The following is a 26,276-nucleotide window of genomic DNA, read 5'->3' on the forward strand; positions in this document are numbered from 1 at the left end:
TTCAGGTTGGATTCTTTTACATTAATTCGTTCAGTTCGCTTAAATTCTTTTTGATTTCGTGGATACGATTTAAGAACTTCTTGCGATAAATCCATAAGATCAATCCCAGTCCTCCGCCCCATAACAGGATGAAGAAAGCAATCATGCCCATTCCATATTGCCACACTTGCCAGTAGATAAATGAAAGTATAGCCAGGACTAGGAGAAAGGCAATAGCAATCAATCGTTCCCTGATGGTCCATCGATGGATACGGTTTACGCGGCTGATTACTTCTACCAAAGGCATCTCGTCTATTTGTGTCCGTTGGAGGAAACGGGTGGTGACGATATCCCAGCAAAGGGCAGGAATCCATGCGAAAATGATAATGATATAGATCGGGTTTAATCTGTTGTGCAACAGTACCTCCGCTAAAAATAAGATCAGTATCGGCAGAGAAATCAGAATAAGCTTGATGTTCAGTCTGGCAATGGCATGGATACCTTTGTCCGCATGCCTTATCAGCTTTTCAAGCTCTTCTTCTTTGATGAACTCTTTGTCTTTCAAGTGTTCATCCAGGGCATTCCAAGATTTTTTAAGTTCTTCCAGTTCCATATATCTTATTCCTCCTTTTTCATTCTTTTAAGTTTGTCTTTGATGCGACTTAGTTTGGTCGCTACATTGGTAACCGTCAGTCCGGTGATTTCTGCTATTTCCTCGTAACTTTTGTCTTCGAGATAAAGCAGGATAATTGATTTGTCGAGTTGTCCCAGTTGGTTAATCATCTGATAAAGCTGTTTCAACATTTCGTTGATCGGGTCGTGTGCTTCTATGGCCCAGTCGGTATCTCTGGTGAGGCTGACTATTTCCGGCACATTCTTTTCTTTACGATAGAAGCTGATACAGGTGTTGAGGGCAATACGGTAAATCCAGGTGGAAACCTTACATTCTTTTCTGAATTTGGGATAGGCTTTCCAAAGATTCAGTACCACATCCTGATACAGATCATTGAGAGGAGCATTGGGATTGGCATACAGATAGCATACCTTGTAGATCACCCGTTCATATTCGCGGATCACCGACAAAAACTCTTGTTCAATAGGGGCGCTAACCTCTGCTGTTTGTTCTCTCATGGAATCTATGATTACTTTTCTGGTTAGTTAGTCGTGAGAAAAGGAGAAAAATCACAGGGGAATAAGGACTATTGGAGATTAGCTGCCAGAAACTTACACATTTCTTCGATACTTTTTCCCCGACGGCGGGCATAATCTTCAAGTTGGTCTTCTCCAATCTTTCCGACGGAGAAGTATTCGGAAGCCGGATGTGAAAACATAAGTCCGCAAACAGAAGCGTGCGGGTACATAGCTCCGTTTTCGGTCAGCGAAATGCCTATCTGCTTCATGTCCAACAGTTCATCCAACAGGAAGTTGACAGATTGATCCGGTAAAGACGGGTAGCCGACAGCAGGACGAATGCCCTGATACTTTTCGACCAGTAAGTCCGCTATGCCTAAATTCTCGTCTTTGGCATATCCCCACGCTTCTTTGCGCACATATTCATGCATCTTTTCTGTTGCTGCTTCTGCCAGTCGGTCGGAGAGGGTTTGGACAAGCAGGTGTTTATAAGGGTCCTGTTCGTACAATCCTTCCATGTCCGCATCAATGGAAGAGGCAAAAGCACCGATGGTATCCGGGATGCCGGAAGAGATCGGGCGGATAAAGTCACTGAGACAAAGAAAAGGACTACCGTCTCTTTTCGGCGTTTGCTGGCGCAGTAAAGGAAAAGTGATGAACCGGTCTTTTTCTTTCTCAATAATCAGGTTATCCCCGTCAGAGTTTGCCTTGCAAAGCTTAAAGATGGTCTTTACTTCATAATCCCGGTCAAGCAGATCGAGCATCCGGTTGGCCTCTTTGAATAGCTGCATTGCTTCGGAAGCTTTATTACGTTCTTCTTCCGGGAAAGTTGTCAGCCACGAAGCACGGCAGGCATCACATCCGTGAATGTTGGCGATGGCTGCAAAACGTGGCTGGAACCCCCATGCGTGGAAAAAGTAAATCCAGTTGATGTAGGGAGTGACTGTATGTATTTTATAAGACAAAATGGTACTCATAGGCTTGTTGAAAGCGAGCTGCTGTTTATCTGAATCTTAATTCCTGTCCGCGATAAGTCTCGTCTATTTCTCCGTTGTTATATAACAGATGTCCGTTTACAAATGTTTTCTCTACTTTCCAGTCGAATGTGTGTCCCTCTAATGGGCTCCATTTACATTTGCTTAGAATACAATCGGTTGTTACAGTCCATTCGCTTCCGGGACGGACTAATACCAGGTCAGCCTGATAGCCTTTGCGAATGAATCCTCTGTTTTGTATCTCATACATCTGCGCAGGAGCATGAGCCATCTTTTCTACTACTTTTTCGATAGTAAACACTCCTTTTTCTGTCAACTCCAACATGCTGACGAGTGAGAACTGAATCATCGGCATTCCGGACATTGCTTTTAAGGCACCGCCTTCTTTTTCGCTAAGTAAATGTGGGGCATGATCTGTGGCAATAGCATCAATCAAACCGCTATTGACAGCCTCTCGCAAAGCTTTCCGGTCTTGCGCTGTCTTAATGGCAGGGTTGCATTTGATGCGGGCACCCAGTGTCTGATAGTCCTCTTCCGTAAAGAGCAGATGAGAAACACAGGCTTCTGCCGTGATCTTTTTTTGTACCAAAGGTACATTAGAAAACAGGCTCAACTCTTTAGCTGTGGAAATATGCATGATGTGCAGGCGGGCGTTTGTCTCACGTGCCAACTGCACTGCCAGTTCGGATGAACGATAGCAAGCTTCTTCCGAACGAAGGAGCGGATGAAGAGCCAAAGGTACGTCGTCTCCGTATTCTTTCTTATATTTATCCGTGTTTTCTTTGATAATTCCCTGATCTTCGCAATGAGCAGCGATGAGCAGATCGGTTCCACCGAATATATTACGCAGACTGGCCATCCGGTCTACCAGCATATTGCCGGTGCTTGAACCCATAAATAACTTCACTCCACAAACCCGGTGTTTATCCAGTTGTGCAAACTGGGTATAGTTATTATTCGTTGCTCCGAAATAGCAGGAATAGTTGACTGCTGACTTTTCACCCAACAGAACAAATTTTTCCTCCAAAGCCTCCAATGTGGTAGTTTGCGGATTGGTATTGGGCATATCCATGATAGAGGTGACACCTCCTGCTGCCGCAGCACGACTTTCTGTGGTGATATCTGCCTTATGAGTCAGTCCGGGATCGCGGAAATGCACATGTTCGTCGATAGCACCCGGCAAAAGATAACACCCGGTTGCGTCTATTATCTCGTCGCAGGGGGCAGTTGCGTTTTCTTCACCAACCAATATTTCGGCTATCTTTTCATTCTCGATTACTACTGAACCCAGAACTTTTCTTCCTTCGTTGACAACAACGGCGTTTTGAATCAGTGTACGTTTCATTTCTTTTGTGGGAATTTATGGAACCAACTATTTACTTTTAATTTTATCACACCAAATATGGCTTCTCCAAAGATGCTGCTATTCATTTTAGAAGTCCCTAATTCACGATTAATAAAGATAACGGGAACCTCGATAATTTTGAAACCACACTTATAAGCAGTGAATTTCATTTCAATCTGAAAGGCATATCCTTTGAAGCGAATATGATCTAAATCGATTGTTTCCAACACCTGGCGGCGGTAGCAAACAAATCCGGCAGTGGTGTCATGTACAGGTATTCCGGTGATAAACCGCACATATTTAGAGGCAAAGTATGACATCAATACCCGTCCCATCGGCCAATTCACTACATTCACTCCGCTGACATAACGGGAACCGATGGATACATCTCCTCCTTGTTCCGAACAAGCCTGATACAAACGGGGTAAATCATTCGGATTATGACTGAAGTCTGCATCCATTTCAAAAATATACTCGTATGCGTGTTCCAGTGCCCATTTAAATCCGGTAATGTAGGCAGTACCCAGTCCTAGTTTTCCTTTACGTTCTATCATAAAAAGCTGTTCGGGAAATTCTTGTTGCAGTTTTCTTACGATGGTTGCCGTTCCGTCCGGAGAGCCGTCTTCTATGACCAGAATATGGAATACTTGGGGAAGGCCGAAAACGGCACGGATGATATTTTCTATGTTCTCCCGTTCATTATAGGTGGGGATAATTACAATGCTATCCGATGTCTGCATATAGATACTATAAAATTTAGAAACAAAAGTAGTTCTTTTTCCTTTAGTTATAGCTGAACTAAGGAAAATTTAACGTGTTTCATGCCCCATGCGGAATAAGACGGCAGATACCTTATTATAATACTTCTGTTCTTTGGGTGTATACTCCCAATCTTTTTTGTAATTTTGCGGGGAAATTTTATAGGTATGACAATAACTGAGTTGCAACAACAATATGCTGCCCATCCCAATATGGCAGTAATGAAGCGCTTGTTGAAGGACACTTCCGTTCAGACTGTTTTTTGCGGAGGACTGTGTGCATCCGCCGCTTCTCTTTTTTCTTCTGTACTGGTGCAAGAGGGTGGTTGCCCGTTTGTATTTATTTTAGGTGATCTTGAAGAAGCCGGATATTTCTATCACGACTTGACGCAGATATTGGGTACGGAAAGAGTATTGTTCTTTCCATCTTCATTCCGTCGCTCCATCAAGTATGGACAAAAAGATGCGGCCAATGAGATTTTGCGTACAGAAGTACTTAGCCGCTTGCAAAAGGGGGAAGAGGGATTATGTATCGTTACGTACCCGGATGCATTGGCGGAGAAAGTGGTGTCGCGCAAGGAATTGAGTAATAAAACGCTGAAGCTGAATGTAGGAGAGAAAGTGGATACCACTTTCATCACCGATGTGTTGCATAGTTATGGTTTTGAATATGTAGACTACGTATATGAGCCGGGACAATATGCTGTTCGCGGTAGTATTATCGACGTTTTCTCTTTTGCTTCGGAATATCCTTATCGCATCGATTTCTTTGGTGATGAAGTGGAAAGTGTTCGTACCTTTGAAGTGGAGTCTCAATTATCCCGTGAGAAGAAAGATGGAGTGTCTATCGTTCCCGATTTGGCGGTGACAGGAGATGTAGCGACTTCTTTTCTGGATTTTATCCCGAAAGAGACTACCTTGGCGATGCGCGATTTTCTTTGGTTGCGCGAGCGAATCCAGGTGGTACACGATGAGGCGCTGACTCCACAGGCAATAGCCGTTCAGGAGGCCGAAGAGAATGGTGGCATTACATTGGAAGGGAAATTGATAGACGGCAGCGAGTTTACTGTACGGGCACTCGATTTCCGCCGGTTGGAATTTGGTAATAAACCGACCGGAACGCCCAATGCCAGCGTTACTTTCAATACATCTGCCCAGCCTATCTTTCATAAGAATTTCGATCTGGTAGCTTCTTCTTTTAAGGATTATCTGGAAAAAGGCTATTCGCTTTATATCTGCAGTGACAGCATGAAGCAAACAGATCGTATCAAAGCTATTTTTGAAGATCGGGGTGATAAGATTAATTTTACTCCCGTAGAACGTACCATTCACGAAGGTTTTGTAGATAACACACTGCGGCTCTGTATCTTCACAGACCATCAGTTGTTTGATCGTTTTCATAAATATAATCTGAAAAGTGATAAAGCCCGTTCGGGAAAAGTGGCACTATCCTTGAAAGAACTGAATCAGTTCACTCCGGGAGACTATGTGGTGCATACGGATCATGGTATCGGACGTTTTTCCGGCTTGGTACGTATTCCGAATGGTGACACTACGCAAGAGGTTTTGAAACTGGTGTTTCAAAATGAAGATGTGGTGTTCGTCTCTATTCATTCCCTGCATAAGGTTTCCAAATATAAAGGTAAAGAAGGAGAGGCTCCCCGGCTTAACAAATTAGGTACAGGTGCATGGGAGAAACTGAAAGAACGTACGAAGAGTAAAATCAAGGACATTGCCCGCGATTTGATAAAATTGTATTCGCAGCGTCGTCAGGAAAAAGGTTTCTCTTACAGTCCCGATAGTTTCTTGCAGCGTGAGCTGGAAGCATCCTTTATTTATGAAGATACACCGGATCAGAGTAAGGCGACGATTGATGTCAAGGCAGATATGGAAAGTGACCGCCCGATGGACCGTCTAGTCTGTGGCGATGTAGGATTTGGAAAAACAGAAGTTGCGATTCGTGCGGCTTTCAAAGCTGTTGCCGATAATAAACAAGTAGCCGTTCTGGTTCCGACAACAGTACTTGCTTACCAGCATTTTCAGACTTTCCGTGAACGTCTGAAAGGCTTGCCGTGTCGGGTGGAATATTTAAGCCGCGCACGTACTGCCGCACAGACCAAAGCTGTATTGAAGGGATTGAAAGATGGAGATGTCGGTATTCTGATAGGTACCCACCGTATCTTGGGAAAAGATGTCCAGTTTAAAGACTTGGGATTGTTGATTGTGGACGAAGAACAGAAATTCGGTGTCTCTGTCAAAGAAAAGCTGCGCCAGTTGAAAGTGAATGTGGATACACTGACTATGACTGCTACTCCAATTCCCCGTACCCTTCAATTTTCATTGATGGGTGCACGCGACTTGAGTGTGATTTCTACTCCGCCACCCAACCGCTATCCGATTCAGACCGAAGTGCATACTTTTAATGAAGAAGTGATAACGGATGCCATCAATTTTGAGATGAGCCGCAACGGTCAAGTCTTCTTTGTCAATAACCGGATTGCGAACTTGCCGGAATTGAAAGCGATGATCGAACGTCATATCCCGGATTGCCGTGTAGCGATTGGACATGGACAGATGGAACCGACAGAGCTGGAGAAGATTATTCTGGATTTTGTCAACTACGACTATGATGTACTCTTGGCAACTACAATCATCGAAAGTGGTATTGATATTCCGAATGCCAACACTATCATTATCAATCAGGCGCAAAACTTTGGATTGAGTGATCTCCATCAGATGCGTGGACGGGTAGGGCGTAGTAATAAAAAAGCTTTTTGTTATCTGCTGGCTCCTCCGTTAGGTAGTTTGACAGCCGAAGGAAGGCGACGTCTTCAAGCAATTGAAAACTTTAGTGATTTGGGAAGTGGCATTCATATCGCCATGCAGGATTTGGATATTCGTGGAGCCGGAAATCTGCTTGGAGCCGAACAAAGCGGATTTGTTGCCGATTTGGGATATGAGACATATCAGAAAATTCTTACTGAAGCTGTCCATGAGTTAAAGACAGACGAGTTTGCAGAACTGTATGCGGATGAAATCAAGGGCGAAGGACAAATTAGTGGAGAAGAGTTTGTAGACGAGTGTCAGGTAGAAAGCGACCTCGAACTATTGTTGCCTGCCAACTACGTAACAGGCAGCAGCGAACGTATGTTGCTCTATCGCGAACTGGATGGACTGACATTGGACAAAGATGTGGAAGCTTTCCGTGCTCGTCTGGAAGACCGCTTCGGACCGGTTCCCCGGGAAACGGAAGAACTACTCCGTATTGTGCCTCTACGCCGTCTTGCAGCCCGTTTGGGTGCAGAGAAAATCTTCCTGAAAGGTGGGCGGATGACCTTGTTTTTTGTTTCCAATCCGGATAGTCCGTTCTATCAAAGTAAGGCTTTTGGTAAAGTGATAGACTATATGATGAAATATACTCGTCGTTGTGATTTGCGTGAACAGAACGGCAGACGGAGTATGCTGATTAAGGATGTTACTAATGTGGAAACGGCGGTCAGTGTGTTGCAGGAGATTGTGGCTTTGCAATGATAAGTGGACTCTGATAATTGGTGTTTTTTAATGAGATTCAAAAGAATAAGTTTGTTTTATTACATAAGTCTGTTTATCTTTGAACTCATAATAATTTAGGTATTACAGATATGGCTGCAAAATATGAACCACAGGAAAATGAGATGCCGGAACAGGTTAATGAACCGATAGCTGCTTATCAAAGGACAGCTTCTGATATGAGTCTTTATATCCCTACGGAATATGAAAGAGAGATTATCATGCGTTCGGAAAAGGATTATGAAGAAGGTCGGTTGTATACTCAAGAAGAGGTCGATAAGCAGGTGAAACAATGGCTAGATTAAAGATTGTGTGGACAGAAACTGCTACAATTGTTTTGCGGCGGATTTTGACTTTCTATCGTGTAAGAAACGGAAATTCCAAATATAGTCGTTCTATCTATACAATGATAAACGATGTTCTGAAGTTAGTTGCCAAATATCCATATATATACAAAGCTACTTCTGTGCCTAATATACGTGTTTTTCATTGTGATTACTTTAAGGTATATTATAGAGTGCTTGAAGAATATATTCTTGTGGAAGCTATTTTTGATACTCGCCAAGATCCTGATAAAGCCCCTTTTTAAGAATTTATCTTTTCTTTCCGTATAACTTGTCTATCAAATCTGAACGTCCGATACGTCTCAACTCATTGATGATGTTTTTTCGTTCTTCCGGTTTGTACCAGAAAAAGAATTGGCGTTGTGCAAGTTTCTCCCGTTGGGTTTTGGCACTGAATATCGGTTCTAGCGTGTATGGATGGAATCCGCTATACCAGGCTTCGGTAGCCACTGTCATCGGAGTAGGAGTGAAGTCCTGCACTTGTTCCAGGTGGAAGTCCAGACGTTTGGTGATAACGGCAAGTTCCGCCATGTCTTCTTCATTGCATCCGGGATGCGAAGAGATAAAATACGGAATCAGTTGTTGACGCAGATTTTCTTCCCGGTTGATGCGGTCGAATATCTTTTTGAATGTTTCAAATTGCTCAAAAGAAGGTTTGCGCATTACGGATAATACCCGGTCACTGGTATGCTCCGGAGCTACTTTTAACCGGCCACTCACATGATTGACTATCAATTCACGGGTATATTCGGCAGTGCTACGGTTGATAGCTTCATCTTTGCTTTGATGAAGTAACAGGTCATAGCGTACACCGCTACCGATAAACGATTTTTTGATTCCGGGCAAGGTATCCACGGCATGGTAAATATCCAGTAAAGGGCGGTGATCGGTATTCAAATTCGGACAAACTTTCGGGTGAATACATGACGGTCGTTTGCATTTTTTGCAAATAGCTTCATCTTTCCCTTTCATCTGATACATATTAGCGGAAGGACCTCCCAAATCACTTAAATATCCCTTGAAATCGGGTAACTGAATAACTTCTTTTACCTCTTTCAGTATAGACTCTTTGCTTCGGCTGACAATAAACTTTCCCTGATGGGCGGAAATGGTACAGAATGCACAGCCGCCGAAACATCCCCGGTGAATGTTGATGGAAAATTTAATCATATCGTATGCCGGAATCCGTTTCCCTTTGTATTTTGGATGAGGCAGGCGGGTATATGGTAAATCAAACGAATGATCGAGGTCTTTCTGGCTCATCGGAGGATAGGGAGGATTGACTACGACTATCTTATTCCCTACTGCTTGTGTGATTCGTGAAGCCGAATATTTGTTGGATTCTTCTTCGATATGTCGGAAGTTACTAGCCTGTTTCTTTTTATCTGCCAAACATTCTTCGTGTGAATAAAGTTGAAGGTCATCTTCGGCAGATGTCCATTCTGTTGCACGACAAAGATAGGCTGTCTGGGGCACAGATCCGATAATTGTTCTAAATTTGCTGCTTGTCAGTACAGGTTCTTCAGTGGTGAGCAGGCTTTTCATATTTTTCACCAGGTCTGCAAGAGGCTTTTCTCCCATTCCGTAGATGAGCAGATCTGCTCCGCTGTCGCACAAAATACTCTTTTGTACTTTGTCCTGCCAATAATCGTAATGACTCAATCGCCTTAAGCTAGCTTCGATTCCTCCAATGACTACCGGAACATCCGGAAAAAGTTTCTTTAGTATCTGGCTGTAAACTGTAGAAGGATAGTCCGGGCGCATATCCGGTCGGCCGTCCGGAGTATAAGCATCTTCACTGCGTAGGCGTTTGTTGGCGGTATATTTATTAACCATTGAGTCCATGCATCCGCCGGAAATACCGAAGAATAGCCGTGGACGTCCCAACTTCTTGAAGTCGCGTAGGTCGTCACGCCAGTTAGGTTGGGGAACGATGGCTATTTTCAAACCTTCCGCTTCGAGAATGCGTCCGATAACGGCAGCACCAAAAGAAGGATGATCCACATAAGCATCAGCACTGAATAGAACGACATCCAATTCATTCCATCCGCGAAGTTCAACTTCTTTTTTGGTAGTGGGTAACCAGTCGGTCAATCGATATTCTTTCATGCTGCAAAGATACGGATAATAAAAAACATCCCAATGATTTTTTTATTCATTGAGATGTTTAACTTCAATCATCAGGATGTTTTCTTCCAATCATTGGAGTGTTTTCTTAAAACTTCCCGTTGATTGTGAACTGTAATGTCATTTGTTCTCCGTCATAGATTTCACGGAAGCCGATACCTTGCTCGGACAGATATTCCTTTAGATCCTGAAACGCATCAGCATGGTTCATGATAATCTCTATCGTTTCACCCGGAGTGGCAGTGCACATCGCTTTTATTGCAGGAATCAGCGGACTGTATGCTGTTATTCCGCAGGTATCTACCGTAATCATTATTCCTCCTCTTCTTCCGCTTCCGGACTGGAGAGCCAGGTAAGATAAAGCTTGATGAGCTGTTGCAAGCCGAATGCCTTCATATTATTGTGATAAATCACGTCAATACAAAGGTCCAACAAGTCTTTACTGTCTTCCTCCTGACTGGCGATAAGGGAGCGGATATTAAGTTTCAACTTATCCAGAACTGCTTCATCTACAATACCGGTACTGTCGATAAGATGACGGAACAGAGCATATTTCTCAATTGTTCTCAAGTTTTCATTAGATACTTCTATGCTGCGTGTACCGCTGGGATTTGCTTGTATAGTATACATTGTTTTTTAGTTTTAAAGGTTATTATAGTAGCAAAGATAGAATTTAAAATGAGAAACGGATTAAAAAAAAGGATATTTTTTATTTTTGAGTAAAGAATCCCAGAATGCCTGCCATAATGGTTGCCCGGTCTGCTTCGGACTGGATACTTTCAAAAGGAAAGCCCAATACAAAAGTACGGTAGTTTCCTTTGTAGGCAATACCTGCACTCTGATTGCCGGGTGCATACGTAAATACGGGGAAAGCAGTATCTACGGGAACAATACAATCGGCAGCAGGTACAGCATAACTGCTTTCATTAGGCAGACGTGGGATTGTAATAGTACGGCCCAATCCTTTAATCTGATTCGAACTCTTATCCGTCAGGCTACCTTGATAACCATATTTCAGTATTTTCTCCGTAAACTCCCGGTTTCCTTGTGTTCCACTCATATCACTTCCTACATAAGCACCACTGACAAACAGGTTACCTCCCGCTTGGCAATAACTGGTCATAATCCGTTGCATAGCCGAAGAGAATGTCTTGTAATATGCTTTACTTGCAGGATCTTCTTTTTCCAGTCCCAAAATATAATCTACCACCGGATAATCTTCTAATGTAACCAATCCGTTCTCTACTGCTTCGTCGCTGCATGATACGAAACTATATTTTCCGGCTGCCTGAATTGCTTTTCCGTGAATAAAAGGATAGTCGAACGTGTTTCCTGCAATTTTCATTCCTTCTAATTCGTTTCCGCTATGTCCCAGACTTCCTTTTCCTTCTTTACCGGCTTGTGTACGGTCGAAGCCGGTTTGTGCTCCGCAAAATGAAATATTCGATATATACGGAACGCCGGGATCTTGCATTAGATCGAATCCAGCTTTATCAGAAGTGTTAACGACCGCCGGACCGCTGATTCTGTCAAAGCCATTGATGATGATTACTTTTCCCTGTTCACGTTTGGCTTTATAGGCAGAAAGGATTTCAGAAGGAAAACTTTCCCCACCCCGGTTTACAGCAGTTACTTTGAATGAATAAACAAGTCCCGGTTCTATTTTAACGGTGTGGGACGTTTTGCTGACTAAAGTGCCATTGTCAAAACCTCCATAACCGATGCGGGTATATACAATGTATTCCCGTGGTCGTGCAGTCGGTTCTTGCGGATCGTCTTCGCCTTTCCATGAAAGTTCTAATGTATTCTTTTTCTTTCCAAATTGAATGGCGAAATTGCTCACAGGCAGAGGCTGAACAATGTATTCTTTATCGTGCTGGTTGGTAATGAACTGCAAAATTCCTTTGTAGATGGCACGTCCCACTGTAAATTTAAAGTTCGGATCATGTCCTAACTGCATATCTGCGAAGTTCTGGTGGGAGAGTAGTTCAATAATCGTAGAAGGCGTAGCCGGAAGACGTGTTTCGCTATAATTCCGGTTCCACATGCTGCGGCGTGTCCACGGCAAGCTGTAGCTTGAATAAATATCTTTCTGAATCTGTGTCAGCAGAATGTCTGCCAGATCACGTGAGGCATACCGGTCTGTTCCTGCATTCAGTTTGCCATTATTGAAATCGGTGGTGTAAATGCCGAGTGATCCGATCAGTTCGTCTGTTTTGCTGCATCCGGCGTCACTGTGCAATGCCATCGTCATTTCCAAAGGTACGCCCAGACCCGACTGTTGTGGGTTATAGACGGAACTGCCCGATAAATAATTGATAACGTTAGAGCGTGTGTTGATATCGTCTGTATAGTCGTTTTCACCTTTTCGTCCGGCATATACTTCGTATGGCATTCCCGCCCATTGAGCAGAGTAGCGTGCTCCTTCCAAGTAACGCGGTAGCCCGCTGATTTTTCCTCCACGGGCAATGTTTCCCATTCCCCCTCCAAAACGTACTGCATCGGCGCATACAACCCCATGTTCGCTGCTCTCGTTACTAAGTACCACCATGCCGTAGTCGTTGCTCCCTTTATCGAATTCAAAAGTTCCGAGGTAAACCCATGTGCCTCCACCTATTTTCTGATTAACTTTAAATTCGGTTACTCCTCCGTTATGGAATACCAGATATTTGGCGTCGCTTACACTGTTGGGCAATGTTTGGTAGGAAACATAAACAGCATACTTGCCTGTTGCCGGCAGAGTAGGCACCCATTCGGCAAATACCTGGTCTTTATTCTTCTTTTTCTTTCTCTCTGTCGGAATAAAACGACAGGTTCCGTCAGTGAAAGGATTTTCTCCATCTTTATAGATTGTTTTCTTCTGAGCAAATCCTTTTACCGGAGCATTTGCCCAATTAATCTTTTTACCCCCCATTTCCAAATAAAGGGAAGCATTGGGGGTATCATTATCTACAATGATTTCATTCTTTTGTGTATCTCGTTCGCGGGGAGTATAGACAATCGCTCCTGCATTTTCCAGCATTGGAATTACATAAGGAAGGACAAAAGATTGAGTGAACATGTCTTCTGTGGTGCAGAATAATCGGGGACGTTGCCATCCCCATTCGTTTTTATCATTTTTGAAATAGTTGCCGTGGCTTTGCCAGATTGCAATGTGGCGGTCTTGTAGTCCGCGTGAGATTTCATTAGGACGTGAAGTGTTTTTCACCCAGGGAGCTCCTTTATAATCTACATTTAAGGATAACCGCTCCTTATCCTTTTTCTTATTCTGGTAGAAATTAGGTACCAAATCTTCAATGGGTTTCCCATCCGCATAAATGGTGAGTTGGTAATAATGAACGGGACCCGGAAGCAATTCTTTAACTTGATTATAAATGTTTTCTACAGTTTCCGGACGGAAAGGCTGGTAGGCGAAACTCTCCGATGCATAGATTGCAATCGTCTTACGGTCGTAATTAATATCGAAGCTATTCAGTTTAGGAGTGCTGATTTTGGCTGTTGCGGTATATTGGTTGAAGTAATCCGTCAGCCGCTCTTTTACATTTCTTTCAATATCCTGCGCAAAAAGAAAAGTTGCACAGAATGTAAGGCCTAGAAAAAATACTATTATTTTCTTCATACTTGTTGCTTTTTTGCTAAATGCAGATTATCACGGATTATCGCAGATTGTTTTATTCTATTTTTCTTTGCGAAAATCTGCGTTAATCCGCGTTTAATTCTCCCCGCAAAAATAAACAAAAAAGAGCGAGAAGTATCGAAACTTCCCACTCTTCTTTCATTGTTTTATATTCTCTTAATTAAGAATGATTACTCTTATAATGGAACATATTCTACAAATGCTTCCATTGCTTCGTAAGAAGCCAATCCCAATTGATCGTACAAAGTAGCTGTACCACGGTTACGATCTTCGCTACGTTGCCAGAACAAACGTTCGTCGTTACCCAGGAACGGAGCACTTTCCATTTGCGACTGATGTTTCAGGATAGAGTTACGTTTTGCACGAAGTTCTTCCGGACTGATAGGCACTGCCATTTCAATATTCTCGATTTCCCATTCAGCCCACGCACCACGGTACATCCAGATACGACAGTCTTTTAGCCATTTGGCACCTTCTTCTTTTTCAAGATCGACAGCAGCAAATACAGCGTCTGTACATACACGGTGAGTTCCATGTGGGTCGGCTAAATCACCAGCAACAAAAATCTGGTGAGGTTTTATTTCACGGAGCAAGTTGCGTACAATTTCTACGTCTGCTTCACTGATTGGGTTTTTCTGAATCTTACCTGTTTCATAGAATGGCAGATCGAGGAAGTGGCAACGTTCCAGCGGTATATTATTATAAGTACAAGCTGTACGGGCTTCACCACGACGAATCAGACCTTTGATAGTCAGAATATCACGACTGTCCATATCACCGTCTTTCTTCTCCTTCAGGAAATTGCGTATTTCTATATATTTTTCATTGATAACCAAATCTTCGCTATTATTGAAGAGCTGATTGAATCCATTGATAAAATGCATGAAACGAACTACTTCTTCGTCACCTACGGCGATATTACCGGAAGTTTCGTAAGCTACGTGTACTTCGTGCTTTTGTTCTACCAAACGGCGAAGCGTACCACCCATTGAAATAACATCATCATCCGGATGCGGAGAGAAGATGACCACACGTTTCGGATACGGTTTTGCGCGTTCCGGACGATAGGTATCATCAGCATTAGGCTTACCGCCCGGCCATCCGGTAATGGTGTGCTGCAAATCATTGAAGATTTTGATATTTACATTGTACGCAGAACCGTAAAGTGCTAGAAGTTCACTCAAACCGTTTTCGTTATAGTCTTTATTTGTCAACTTCAAAATCGGTTTGCCGGTCAACTGACACAACCAAACGATTGCACTGCGGATTAATTTATCATTCCATTCGCAAGAAGTGACTAACCATGGACGTTGGATACGTGTCAGGTTCATAGCGGCTGAAAGATCAAGAGCTACATGTGCATTATTGTGAGTTTGCAGATAAGAAGCAGGAATTGTGTCAGTGATCGGACCTTCCACACACTCTTTAATCATAGCTGCTTTGTTTTCACCCCATGCAAGCAGATAAACTTTCTTTGCGCCAAGAATAGTAGCTACTCCCATTGTAATGGAGCTGATCGGCGTATTATCCAGCGTTCCGAAAATCTTGGATGCCTCGTTTCGTGATGCATTATCTAACAAAATCAGACGAGTGGTAGAATTCAGTCGGGAACCCGGTTCGTTGAACGCAATGTTACCTACACGACCAATCCCTAACAAAGCAATATCAATACCTCCGAAGCTTTCAATGCGTTGTTCATACAGACGGCAATATTCGAAGATGGTATCTTTGGCAATGCTTCCATCGGGAGTGAATATATTCTGCTTGTCAATGTCGATGTGATCCAGCAGCATACTCTTCAAAGCATTGAAGTTACTGTTGATTGCATCGGGAGACAACGGATAATACTCATACATATTAAATACGATCACATTGCGGAAGCTAAGTCCCTCTTCCTTATGCATACGGATAAGCTCGGTATATACGTGGCTGGGTGAATCTCCTCCGGGAAGAGCCAATACACAGAAACGTCCTGCCTTTTGTTTCTCGCGGATGGTTTGTGCTATTTCGCGCGCAATATAGTTAGCACCTTCTTCTACGGATTCGTAGATGTCCGTAGGGATTTTTTCGAGTCTTGTCAAGACTGATTTTTCAAATGCATTCTCCGGTCTGTAGTATCTGGGGGAGACCCGGTGGAGACTGATTTGAGAACTAAGATTTGTTTTCATAAAGTTGTTAATTAAGTTATGTAAGATTAGCGTCCTTACGACTGTATTTTCACGACAAAGATACAAAAGAAGTCTATATAATTAACTACCGAGTTCTAGGTATTGTTGCTGCAAGAATCTGTTTTTAACATTTGTTATTTTGCCAATGTTACAGATGGAATTCGTCTGCATCTTTCCATACCGGGAACTTCTCTCTGAATTGGTTGAGAGTGTTCAGATTAAGACTCACAGTAGCTATTCCTTCCTTTTCATCTGGAAATGAGCCGATTTCTTCTCCGAAAGCAGAATAAACTCTACTTCCTCCATTATATGTAAGCTGATATCCGTCTATACCCACCCTGTTGACACCGCATACATAGCATTGATTTTCCAAAGCACGCGCCCGGAGCAGAGTGTCCCAAACCAGACGGCGGGGGATAGGCCAGTTGGCTACATATATTAAAAGGTCGTACTCGTTGTTTACGTTCCGGCTCCATACAGGAAAACGGAGATCATAGCAAACCAACAGGCAGATATTCCATCCACGATAGGGGATGATAAGTCGTTTGTCACCGACCGAAAAATGTTCGGCTTCCCTTCCCATACGAAACAGGTGACGTTTGTCATAATAGAATTCTTCTCCTTCCGGTGTCAGGAAGAAGGCCCGATTATAGAACTGGTCGTTTTCAGTTGCTATATAACTTCCACAAATGGCTAGCTGAAATTGGGCAGCCCATTGTTTGAGTATTGTAATGGTTGCTCCGGAGTTCGGCTCTGCCAGCATTTTACTCTGCATGCTGAATCCGGTGGAAAACATCTCCGGTAAAACAACAATCTCCGTTATTCCACGAAGACTTTGCAGCTTTTCGTGGAGCAAACGGAGATTTTCTTGTTTATTTTCCCAAACAATATCGGTTTGTATGATAGAAATACGGATAGACTCCATGATAACTAAGTATTAAGTAATAAGTATTAAGTATTAAGTATTAAGCCGTGCGGATAAGTATATCAAAAGCTACGATTAATACTTAATACCTAATACTTAAATCATATTTCTCCAAGAGCAAAATTCTCCGGATGTTTTCCTTTGAAATCCTTGAAATAAAGTTTGATTTCTCTCATGTCCTTATTAATATCTCCTGACGGCATGATAGCTTTCGTTGCCGAAATCGTTTTCTTGCTGTAATCAATACCAATCAGGACGATAGGAACCTGTGCTTTCAAAGCTATAAAATAAAAACCTTTTTTCCAGTTTGGATTCGCTTTGCGGGTTCCTTCGGGAGTGATAGCCAAATTAAACTTTTTATATTTAGCAAAATTATGAACCATCTGATCTACTAGCGAAGTTTTTCGGCTACGGTTGACGGGAATTCCGCCAACTGCTTTGAAAAAAACTCCAAGTGGAAAGAAAAACCATTCTTTTTTCATCATGAAACTTGTCTTACGGCCTATAGCACCATAAAATAGTTTTCCAATAAATAAATCAAGGTTTGTTGTGTGTGGAGCGGCACATATCACGCATTTATCATAATTAGGCACCGTAACGTTTGTCTTCCATCCTAACAGGCGGTAATAGATAAAGCTATAAATTGCTTTTTTCATTCTGTTGTTAGTTCAATTTCCCTATAGCTTCAATAATCTCGTTTACCTTTGCATTAAAATCAGCACGGAATTTCTTATAAAAACCTTTCACGTTGCCCGGTTCTGTGTGGCTGATGCGAGTGACAAACTCATCCTGCATCTTCAGTACCTCTGCCATCAGTTCATCTGCTTTTACCTTGTCTGTGCCAGGGATAAACATACTGTTGATTAAACACTCGGTGAATAATTCTCCTGCGATATAGTTTACGTTCTTTTTGAGTTCTCTTCTACTTGCCATAATCTTTACATTTAATGGTGAATAATAAAAATACTTGCGGTAAAGATAGGCACTTTCTTTGATTCTAGCGAATAATATAGGGAAAAACATTATTCAGGCCTTCATCTTCTTAACTCTATCTCTTCATTTAAATAATTTCACAGGCTATTATTGATGGAATAACGGTTTGATTGTGATCCTGAATAGTATTTATATGATTTACTTGTTAATCTGCGTTTCAATAAATTCCTATTTAGTTCATTTCGGATCACTAATGAGTAATTTATTTAGTTCAACAGTTGATAGGGTAAGTCACTTACTTAACCAATGTTGGTTATGTATGAGCCAAATGTTATTTTTAGTGAAGCGGTAGCCCGAGAAATAATATAGAATTTACCTAACGGACAAACGTACGTTATCTACCGTGTGAATATCCGTTACCCACCGGACGAGCATCAACAACCTGCCGGACGAGAGTCGGTCATCTGCCGGACGAACAACTCATGAGGGACACGGGAATAGAAACGGCACCGACAAAGTGATCCGGACCGACAGCGGTAGCAACCAAAGCCATTTTCTCTGCCCTATATTATTGCTATTATTTATAACAGAAATAATACTTTTCTCTTCTCTACTTTACTCTACTGGTTTTCGTTGGCTTTTCCCCCTTTACTGGCAGGCGTTTCAGCGCTTTGTACAGCCCTCTTTGGATACCCTCGTTTTTGTATCGGTTTCACTTGTTTTCTCACCGAAGTACAAGAATAACTTTCACGTGAATGACGGTGTTTCTCTTATTTTTCTTTTTTATAATAGCTGCAATCATAAAGTAGGTTATTTTTGTTCTTTCTCTTAATTTATTGTATAATCTAAAATAACTAATGATGCAAAAAATTAATAAAAATGGATTTAGCCAATGTGCCGGAGCGTACATTGAGCGTTTGCGGAAAGAAGGGCGATATTCTACCGCTCATGTTTATAAGAATGCTCTTTTTTCTTTTAGTAAGTTTTGTGGAACATTGAACATATCGTTCAGGCAAGTCACGCGAGAATGTTTACGTTGCTATGGACAGCATCTTTACGAGTCCGGATTAAAGCTCAATACGATTTCTACTTATATGCGTATGCTTCGTAGTATCTACAATCGGGGAGTAGAAGCGGGAAGTGCCCCTTATGTTCCCCGGTTGTTTCATGATGTTTATACAGGCGTGGATATCCGGCAAAAGAAAGCATTGTCTGTGACCGAGTTACACAAACTTCTATATGAGGATCCGAAATCCGAACGTTTGCGTCGTACGCAGACGATTGCCGCTTTAATGTTTCAGTTTTGTGGAATGTCATTCGCAGATTTGGCGCATTTAGAGAAGTCGGCTTTAGACCGGAATGTGCTTCAATATAATCGTATCAAGACTAAAACACCAATGAGCCTGGAAATTCTCGAAAGTGCAAAGGAGATGATGAATCAGCTTCGAAGCAATAAACCTGCTCTTCCTGATTGTCCCGACTATTTATTCGATATTTTACATAGTGATAAGAAGCGAAAAGATGAAAAAGCATATAAGGAATATCAGTCTGCTCTTCGTAGATTTAATAATTGTTTGAAGGATTTGGCGAGAGCGTTGCGCTTAAATTCGCCTGTCACTTCATATACTTTCCGACATTCTTGGGCCACTACTGCCAAATACCGCGGAGTTTCTATTGAAATGATAAGTGAATCGTTGGGGCACAAATCTATTAAAACCACACAAATATATCTGAAAGGCTTTGGATTAAGAGAACGTACAGAAGTAAATAGAAAGAATTTATCTTACGTTAGAGATTGCAATGCAGGCAGGTGATATATAGACAAAACTTTAATAATCAGCATTTAAATGTATCTGTTACTTCTTAGGTAACGGAATCAAATATGACGCAAAGATAGACAAAAATATAAATAGCAAACAAATATTCTCCCATTTTTTTTCGTTTTATCTGATGCATACGGCAAAAAAAAATCCGAACATGAAATAATTATATCTTCATGCCCAATGATTTATATGTCCTGTTTTAAAAAGAATTTTCCCCTTCGCTAAAGGCAAAAGCTCTTCTCTCACTGTAATTGTCGATGTTTTTCTCTGTTCTCATTCCGGTTGGTCTCGATTGTGTGTTTACTGTTACCTAAGAAGTAACAGAATTATATAAGGTAAAAATAGTGGATTAATCAAAAAAGTTTTGAGAATATCTCTATTTAAAAGTATAACATACAAATAAAGATGAAACAAACTAAAGCGGCTTTTAGGAATAAGCCATTTATTTCGTTAAAAGGTAGTATTCTATTTCTGATACTCATTCCGATGAGCGGTCTGATTCATGCGCAATATTCCATGGGAACAACGGGGCAGTTGATGATACCTACCGCTGAAATGCAAGAGACCGGTACATTTACGGGAGGAGTCAATTTCTTACCAGAACAGGTTACTCCATCGGTTTTCAGTTTCCCTACCATGAACTATTTTGTAGATATGACTCTTTTCTCTTTTATCGAATTCACTTATCGGATGACATTACTCAAAATGACAACCGGCACAGGCAGAACGGGTTATCATAATCAGGACCGTTCTAATACGATTCGCATTCGTCCAATAAAAGAAAGCCGCTATTTTCCGGCTGTTGTGATTGGTGGAGATGATCTTTTGACTGAGAAGAAGACTCCATATTGGGGAGCTTATTATGGTGTGTTGACAAAGACTATCGGATTTCGTTCAGGAGATCAATTGGCTGTCACAGCCGGATGGTATATTCATCAAGGCGATTGCCGGGTATTTAATAAAGGACCTTTCGGAGGTGTCCGTTACACGCCTTCTTTTTGCAAAGAATTGAAATTGATGGTGGAATATGATACGCATGGATGGAATATGGGGGCTGCCATGCGCTTTTGGAAGCATTTGTCCGTCAATGTGTTTACTCGTGAATTTACGTGTGTTTCCGCTGGTCTGCGGTATGAATGTACATTAATACATTAAAAGAAGATGAAAAGGATTGTTAGTGTGACTGCTGTTTTTCTCTGTGGTATTTCTTTGTTACAGGCACAGCCAGTTCGTGTGAGTGAGACACTGAAAGAATTGGAAATGGAGAATATTTCAGTTGTGGAGAAAAGGGACACGATAACTGCGGCTTTTGAGACCTCTGCCTATAGAGGTATTTATAATGGAATCGGTATTGCTATACGCCATTTGGTTGTTATACCGGAAATACCGACTTTGCAGCTACTTATATTAGATAATGCCCTACCACAATTATGTATAACTATCCCTGCAGATTTGATTCAAAAATGTCAGTCCGGTGAATGTACGTTGGATGAAGTGTATCGTAAGATGGGGATGACTACTTCTACCGGAACTGCTGTGCGTCAGCTGAAAGGTGTAAAACGAAAAGAAAGTTCTTTCGGTAAGGTAGATTTTGTGATATATCCCAACGTGATGTTAGTCAATAATGTAACTTATAAGTTGTATAAGGCGGCACTCGAGTTGCAACCTGCCCTGGAAATGCAATTATGGAAAGGAGCTTCGCTACGGATGCAGGTTTCTTTGCCTATTGTAAGTAATGAAGATGGTAAGTGGAACTGCGTTCGCTTGGGATTCATGGCTTTGCGTCAGGATTTTCGCTTGGCTAACCATTGGAAAGGATACCTCACTGGCGGTAGTTTCTCTAATGACCGTCAGGGACTTGCTGCAGGAATCGGCTATTTTTCAGCAAACGGCAGGTGGACGGTAGAAGGTGGAGGAGGAATTACCGGTTCTTCCCATTTCTATGGCAGTGACTGGAAAATGAGTAAGTGGAAAAGAGTCAATGGACAGATTAGCGTAGGATATTATGTGCCGGAAGTGAATACCTTGGTGAAAGTAGAAGGGGCCCGCTTTATTTATGGAGATTATGGAGTACGCGGAACTCTTTCACGCTATTTCGGCGAATATATTGTAGGTATATATGGTATGTACACAGATGGAGCAACGAATGCAGGGTTTAATTTCTCTATTCCATTACCGGGAAAGAAACGCAGGCGACATCTGCTACGGGTGATGCTTCCCGAATATTTTGCTTTTCAGTATGATATGCGTAGCGGGAATGAATACGCTCATCGTTCATTGGGCGAAAGTTATAGTGTTGAACCTAAGTCGGCAGAGAATTCACACTTCTGGCAGCCGGATTATATTCGATATTATTTGATTAGAACGAGTGAGAAGTGAAACATGATTGATATTTAAACTAGTATTTTTAACAAATTTGAACATTATGAAAAGTGTAAAATGGTTTTATGTGGGTGCCATGGCGATAGCCTTGGGTATGTTAACTTTTGCGACAGTAGCCTGTCACGATGATGATGACGATCCGAAACCGGCAGAAGGGGAAGTTGTTGAAACTCCGAAACCGGTTGTAGAGTATTACATTATGGGGACGGTGACTTCCGGAGGAGCAGCAATGGATGGGGCAAAGGTAAAAGTGGGTAGTAAAAATTACACAACCGACTCGAATGGTAAGTTCTCTGTTACAGAAAGTGCTACAGGTACTTATAGTATTGAAGCGTCTTCTAATGGATATCTTTCACAGAAAACGTCAGTTGTCATTGCAAATAATGCAGAGAATCGTAGTGTGGTAACGGTAGCTCTGGCTTTGACAAAGGAGAGTCCGAAAACTGCTGTGTCAATAGAGGCTACAGGAGAAACTAAAGTAGAGGATAATAGTGAATCGAATCAGGCAATTGAAAAGCCGGGAGAAGTTGCTCCGGAAGAAGTGGTAGAGGATAAACCGCTCGTGAAAGTCGAACTGACAATACCGGAAGATGCAATTGAGGCATCTCAACAACAAGCAGGAATTGTTGAAGATGGTAAAGTCAACATTAGTGTGACAACCTTTGTTCCTGCTCCTGAAGAAGTAACTACTGAAGTAAAGGCAGAGGACGTGAATAGAGATGTACCTAAAAGCATACCTTTAGCTGCTGCTAAATTTGAACCGTCTGGTTTGAAATTTAAGAAGTCTGTTACGATTTCTATTCCTAATCCTATCCCTGGAATAACATTCGCTGATGCTGATATGATACTTACTTATCAGAATCCAAATACAGGAGAATGGGGGGATGCAAAAGATAATAATGGAAATGTAATTAAAAATATATCTTCTACTACAGAAAGTGGAGCTGTCACTGCATATACAGCCGAAGTCGATCACTTCTCTGCTTATGCTATAGAGAATAAAGTATATAGCAAGATTAGTAATGAAACTGTGACAACTAATATTCTAGGACAAGCTAGTCGTGATAATAGCGAGAATGCTAAAGCGGTGGCTGGCATTGAACTGAAATATAAGGAAAAGTCTGGTTGGGACTATGATAAGAATGATGCTGGTCTTGTTGCTGAAGTTAAATCGCAATTAGGAGCTGGTGCTAGTGCTGAAGATACAAAAACGGTGAATGCAATGGTTGCTTTTATGAAAACTCGTATGTTCTCATTAATGGGATCGGTATCTGGCATTACGGAAACTGAACGTGTTTATAACACTGTAAATGTAAACGGATATACTACCATGAGTTATACTTGCTATGCAAAAGTCCGTACTACCACGTTGACGGCTAATGTAAAGTTTAAGGGTACTGCAAAGTCTGTTTCGATTACAGCAACTCGTTATACCGGTACGGACCATCAATATAAAACGGTTACTTATAATCCGACACATAGCGGTGGTAAGGGTGGTAGTATCTAAGATGTTTTATAGTAAGGGGCTTAGATTCATTTGTAGCATTGAATCCCTGCCTTAGTCGATTAGAAAAAAGTACAGAGGTACTTCTTTACCTAATTGGCCCCATGCATCAGATTTTATTTTGATGCACATTTCCCCAAATATCAACTGTCTGTGAAGATCGTTGATATGACTTTGATACCGTTTGTCAAGTTGATGGCAGTATAATAAGTTTTTAATTATTCATTTTAAGATAAAACCCTTTTGAATATGCTCCTTTTCCAATAAACCCTTTGGGGCATGTTCATATAGAGTATAGAAGGAGGAGGTCACTGTGAAGCGGTCTCCTCTTTTGCTTTTCGAAAATACTGTATTACATTAGAAGTAATACCCTAAATTCACAAAGCAACTTCCTTTGTCCGTCTGATTGGAATATCCCAATGATATTTCCAATGGCCCGAAGATACTGTCCATTCCATAGCCTGCACTGATACCGAATAATTGCTTGCCTTTCAATATATCGAAGAAATTACTATCTGTTAGTCCGTAGTTACCCGTCAGTGTAAGATAATGAATGGCTCCCATGCGTTGTCTGAACTTAATAGATGCAATCATAATGGTGTTATCCATCAATTCCAGATTGGTAACCCCGGCAAATGGTAATTGCTGTGGAATATAGAAACCAGGTACGTCACCGCCAATGGCATTTTGCAGCGGGTAGGGAAAATCTCTTCCGATCAGGATACGTCCATAAATGGAAGGAATGATAGAGAAACGGCGGGTTACAGGAATGACGCTTGCCCACGAAGCATTCAGTGCTGAAAATGGAGCGTGTTCGTTGTATTGTGCCATATTATCCGTATAGAGTGAATAGGCGGCTCTGAAGTCACTTCCTTTAGAAGGGAAACGTCCTTTATCATAGGTATTATATTGCACTTGGGCAAAATAACTTAGAAAGTGTTCGGATTCTACTTTCAGGTCGGAAATTTCAGGTTTCTTGAACAAGAAATCTTTGTATTTGTAATATTCAAAACGAAGACCGAGTCCGAAACGGAAATTCTTGTACCATACATCAGAGAAGCCGAATTCGGCCAGATGATATTTGTAAGTTGTATTATAGGCACGGTCGCCTTCCTCGTAAATATTGATATCATTGTATTGGAACATATACGAGAAGTTGAAATTACGCTGTTGCATTGGTTCCAGCGTATAGTCTATGCGGGCAGCATATCGTTTACCCAACCGACCGGTAAGAGCCAGGCGGGAAGGAATACGAGTTTTGAGGTCTGCTGTTGCATTGACCAACAAAGATGCGATCTCTTCCGAATCGAAACGGATGCCCAGGTTGATTCTTCTTTCATATTTTTCCTGTAACAGGAAGTTGAGGTGATAACCTTCAGGTGTCTCTTTCAACGTATAACTGGCACTGGAGTAGGACTGACTGCCACGTAACTGATACAGGGCCTGTTCTATTTGTTGAGTGGAAATATCGCTGTTTTCTTTCAGATTACATTTCTTCATCAACCATTTTTTATCATCCACCTCTACACCGGAAAATGAGATGTCCGTCACATAAACCGTACGCGCATTAGAAAGAGAAGAATAAGGACCATGTTGTTTCGGGGTATAATCTTCGGCTATTCCTATTTTCTTTTTCAAAGCAAGCAATGAACCCCATTGGGCTTTTGCTGCTTCTTCGCCTCTACGCATCAGGGTATCAATGGCGGCTGGAGTAAAACTGGCGGATGAATATCCATCTACATTGACACGGATATAGGTATCTGTGAGATCTACATTTTTTTCATGGTTAGACTGACAGGTGATATCTACAATTTGTCCCAGAATGTCGGGGACGCTATTGAGCTTGTCAGCCTTCTTCAGAGCATTCTGTACGTCTACTCCGATAATAATATCGGCCCCCATGGCTTTCACAACATCTGCCGGATAGTTGTTTACAATGCCACCGTCCACTAATACCATACTGTCTTGCCGTACCGGAGTAAATACACCGGGGATAGCCATACTGGCACGCATGGCAGTAGAGAGTATTCCGTCATGGAATACAATTTGTTCTCCATTAACAACATTGGCTGCTACACAGGCAAAAGGAATGGGAAGTTTATTAAAGTCGATAGAGTCATGATACCCTACGGTAAGGTCTGAAAATAGATTAGCCAGATTCTGTCCTTTCATGATTCCTCCGGTAGCGGCATCTTTGGGAGTTTTGGTGAAAGGAATAGAGACTGTATATTTTTCAGATCGCTCACGATCTGTTAATGACATGGCACTTCTTTTGATACGGTCACTCAATAGGAATGTCCAATCTTGTTTTCGTACCATGCTATCCAATTGTTCCGGAGTATAACCGATGGCATAAAGACCGCCTACGATAGCTCCCATGCTGGTGCCGGCTATATAATCAATAGGAATTCCGGCTTCTTCGATCACTTGCAGTGCTTTGATGTGTGCCATTCCTTTAGCACCGCCGCCGCTTAGAACGACACCTACCTTTTTTCTTTGTTCCTGAGAATGCAAAGAAAAAGGCAATAAGATGCCAATTGATAAAACTAATGTTGAAAAGATTTGTTTTTTCATTAGGACATGGTCTAGTATTGATGTTTAATATAATACAAATGTAGAGCATAATTTGTTTAGTTGTTGAAATGGGAATTAAAAAAAATGTTCCAAAAGTCGGAA

Annotated in this window: 21 protein-coding genes; 7 read left to right on the top strand and 14 right to left on the bottom strand. The window is 41.8% G+C overall.

Annotated features, from left to right (window positions below; translation table 11 throughout):
- Positions 1-16: 16 nt before the first annotated feature.
- From Bovatus_RS25915 to Bovatus_RS00635, 5 genes are all read right to left on the bottom strand, one after another.
- Positions 17-592 carry a hypothetical protein gene (locus Bovatus_RS25915; RefSeq protein ID WP_004297353.1) on the bottom strand — a complete coding sequence of 192 codons (576 nt, stop codon included), beginning with the start codon at positions 590-592 and terminating at the stop codon, positions 17-19.
- Between the two features lie 5 nt (positions 593-597).
- A complete protein-coding gene (locus tag Bovatus_RS00620) occupies positions 598-1,110 on the bottom strand; it encodes an RNA polymerase sigma factor (RefSeq protein ID WP_004297355.1) in 513 nt (170 codons plus the stop codon).
- 68 nt (positions 1,111-1,178) lie between these two features.
- Positions 1,179-2,087, bottom strand: a complete 909-nt coding sequence (locus Bovatus_RS00625) for a vitamin B12 dependent-methionine synthase activation domain-containing protein (RefSeq protein ID WP_004297356.1) — start codon at positions 2,085-2,087, stop codon at positions 1,179-1,181.
- Between the two features lie 25 nt (positions 2,088-2,112).
- Positions 2,113-3,450: a dihydroorotase gene (locus Bovatus_RS00630; RefSeq protein WP_004297357.1), complete on the bottom strand. Its 1,338-nt coding sequence runs from the start codon at positions 3,448-3,450 to the stop codon at positions 2,113-2,115.
- A complete protein-coding gene (locus Bovatus_RS00635) occupies positions 3,447-4,190 on the bottom strand; it encodes a polyprenol monophosphomannose synthase (RefSeq protein ID WP_004297358.1) in 744 nt (247 codons plus the stop codon). Before Bovatus_RS00635 ends, Bovatus_RS00630 begins: the two co-directional genes overlap by 4 nt.
- A gap of 186 nt (positions 4,191-4,376) precedes the next feature.
- Between Bovatus_RS00635 and mfd the strand changes: the two genes are divergently transcribed.
- The 3 genes from mfd to Bovatus_RS00650 all read left to right on the top strand — a co-directional run bounded on the left by mfd (position 4,377) and on the right by Bovatus_RS00650 (position 8,346).
- Positions 4,377-7,739 carry a transcription-repair coupling factor gene (gene mfd, locus Bovatus_RS00640; protein WP_004297360.1) on the top strand — a complete coding sequence of 1,121 codons (3,363 nt, stop codon included), beginning with the start codon at positions 4,377-4,379 and terminating at the stop codon, positions 7,737-7,739.
- Between the two features lie 110 nt (positions 7,740-7,849).
- Positions 7,850-8,062 (top strand): hypothetical protein, encoded by a 213-nt coding sequence (locus Bovatus_RS00645; protein WP_004297361.1) that lies wholly within the window; start codon positions 7,850-7,852, stop codon positions 8,060-8,062.
- Positions 8,050-8,346 carry a type II toxin-antitoxin system RelE/ParE family toxin gene (locus Bovatus_RS00650; protein ID WP_004297362.1) on the top strand — a complete coding sequence of 99 codons (297 nt, stop codon included), beginning with the start codon at positions 8,050-8,052 and terminating at the stop codon, positions 8,344-8,346. The genes Bovatus_RS00645 and Bovatus_RS00650 overlap by 13 nt, the downstream gene beginning before the upstream one ends.
- Before the next feature lie 4 nt (positions 8,347-8,350).
- On the opposite strand, the gene Bovatus_RS00655 is transcribed toward Bovatus_RS00650, so the two are convergent.
- The 8 genes from Bovatus_RS00655 to Bovatus_RS00690 all read right to left on the bottom strand — a co-directional run bounded on the left by Bovatus_RS00655 (position 8,351) and on the right by Bovatus_RS00690 (position 17,891).
- Complete coding sequence (locus tag Bovatus_RS00655) at positions 8,351-10,210, bottom strand: YgiQ family radical SAM protein (RefSeq protein WP_004297363.1); 1,860 nt, start codon at positions 10,208-10,210, stop codon at positions 8,351-8,353.
- Positions 10,211-10,316: 106 nt separating this feature from the next.
- A complete protein-coding gene (locus tag Bovatus_RS00660; RefSeq protein ID WP_004297364.1) occupies positions 10,317-10,541 on the bottom strand; it encodes a sulfurtransferase TusA family protein in 225 nt (74 codons plus the stop codon).
- Positions 10,541-10,858, bottom strand: a complete 318-nt coding sequence (locus tag Bovatus_RS00665) for a hypothetical protein (RefSeq protein ID WP_004297365.1) — start codon at positions 10,856-10,858, stop codon at positions 10,541-10,543. The genes Bovatus_RS00660 and Bovatus_RS00665 overlap by 1 nt, the downstream gene beginning before the upstream one ends.
- Before the next feature lie 79 nt (positions 10,859-10,937).
- Complete coding sequence (locus Bovatus_RS00670) at positions 10,938-13,847, bottom strand: golvesin C-terminal-like domain-containing protein (protein ID WP_004297367.1); 2,910 nt, start codon at positions 13,845-13,847, stop codon at positions 10,938-10,940.
- Positions 13,848-14,041: 194 nt separating this feature from the next.
- A complete protein-coding gene (locus Bovatus_RS00675; protein WP_004297369.1) occupies positions 14,042-16,033 on the bottom strand; it encodes a glucosamine-6-phosphate deaminase in 1,992 nt (663 codons plus the stop codon).
- A 148-nt stretch (positions 16,034-16,181) separates the two neighbouring features.
- The gene (locus Bovatus_RS00680; protein WP_004297370.1) at positions 16,182-16,958 is read right to left on the bottom strand and encodes an amidohydrolase; all 777 of its coding nucleotides are present in this window, start codon (positions 16,956-16,958) and stop codon (positions 16,182-16,184) included.
- 101 nt (positions 16,959-17,059) lie between these two features.
- Positions 17,060-17,614, bottom strand: coding sequence for a 1-acyl-sn-glycerol-3-phosphate acyltransferase (locus Bovatus_RS00685; protein ID WP_004297371.1), 555 nt, complete (start codon positions 17,612-17,614; stop codon positions 17,060-17,062).
- Positions 17,615-17,621: 7 nt separating this feature from the next.
- Positions 17,622-17,891, bottom strand: coding sequence for a hypothetical protein (locus Bovatus_RS00690; RefSeq protein ID WP_004306027.1), 270 nt, complete (start codon positions 17,889-17,891; stop codon positions 17,622-17,624).
- 860 nt (positions 17,892-18,751) lie between these two features.
- Here Bovatus_RS00690 and Bovatus_RS00695 point away from each other — a divergent pair.
- The 4 genes from Bovatus_RS00695 to Bovatus_RS00710 all read left to right on the top strand — a co-directional run bounded on the left by Bovatus_RS00695 (position 18,752) and on the right by Bovatus_RS00710 (position 23,603).
- The gene (locus Bovatus_RS00695) at positions 18,752-19,705 is read left to right on the top strand and encodes a tyrosine-type DNA invertase cluster 3b (protein ID WP_004312018.1); all 954 of its coding nucleotides are present in this window, start codon (positions 18,752-18,754) and stop codon (positions 19,703-19,705) included.
- Positions 19,706-20,119: 414 nt separating this feature from the next.
- A complete protein-coding gene (locus Bovatus_RS00700) occupies positions 20,120-20,869 on the top strand; it encodes a YjbH domain-containing protein (RefSeq protein ID WP_004297375.1) in 750 nt (249 codons plus the stop codon).
- 6 nt (positions 20,870-20,875) lie between these two features.
- Positions 20,876-22,093: a hypothetical protein gene (locus Bovatus_RS00705; protein WP_004297376.1), complete on the top strand. Its 1,218-nt coding sequence runs from the start codon at positions 20,876-20,878 to the stop codon at positions 22,091-22,093.
- Between the two features lie 46 nt (positions 22,094-22,139).
- Positions 22,140-23,603, top strand: a complete 1,464-nt coding sequence (locus tag Bovatus_RS00710) for a carboxypeptidase-like regulatory domain-containing protein (protein ID WP_004297377.1) — start codon at positions 22,140-22,142, stop codon at positions 23,601-23,603.
- Positions 23,604-23,957: 354 nt separating this feature from the next.
- Here Bovatus_RS00710 and Bovatus_RS00715 read toward each other — a convergent pair whose 3' ends face one another.
- On the bottom strand, positions 23,958-26,174 hold the full coding sequence (locus Bovatus_RS00715) for a patatin-like phospholipase family protein (protein ID WP_004297378.1): 2,217 nt from the start codon (positions 26,172-26,174) through the stop codon (positions 23,958-23,960).
- Between the last annotated feature and the right edge of the window lie 102 nt (positions 26,175-26,276).

The organism is Bacteroides ovatus (assembly GCF_001314995.1).
Lineage (GTDB): Bacteria > Bacteroidota > Bacteroidia > Bacteroidales > Bacteroidaceae > Bacteroides > Bacteroides ovatus.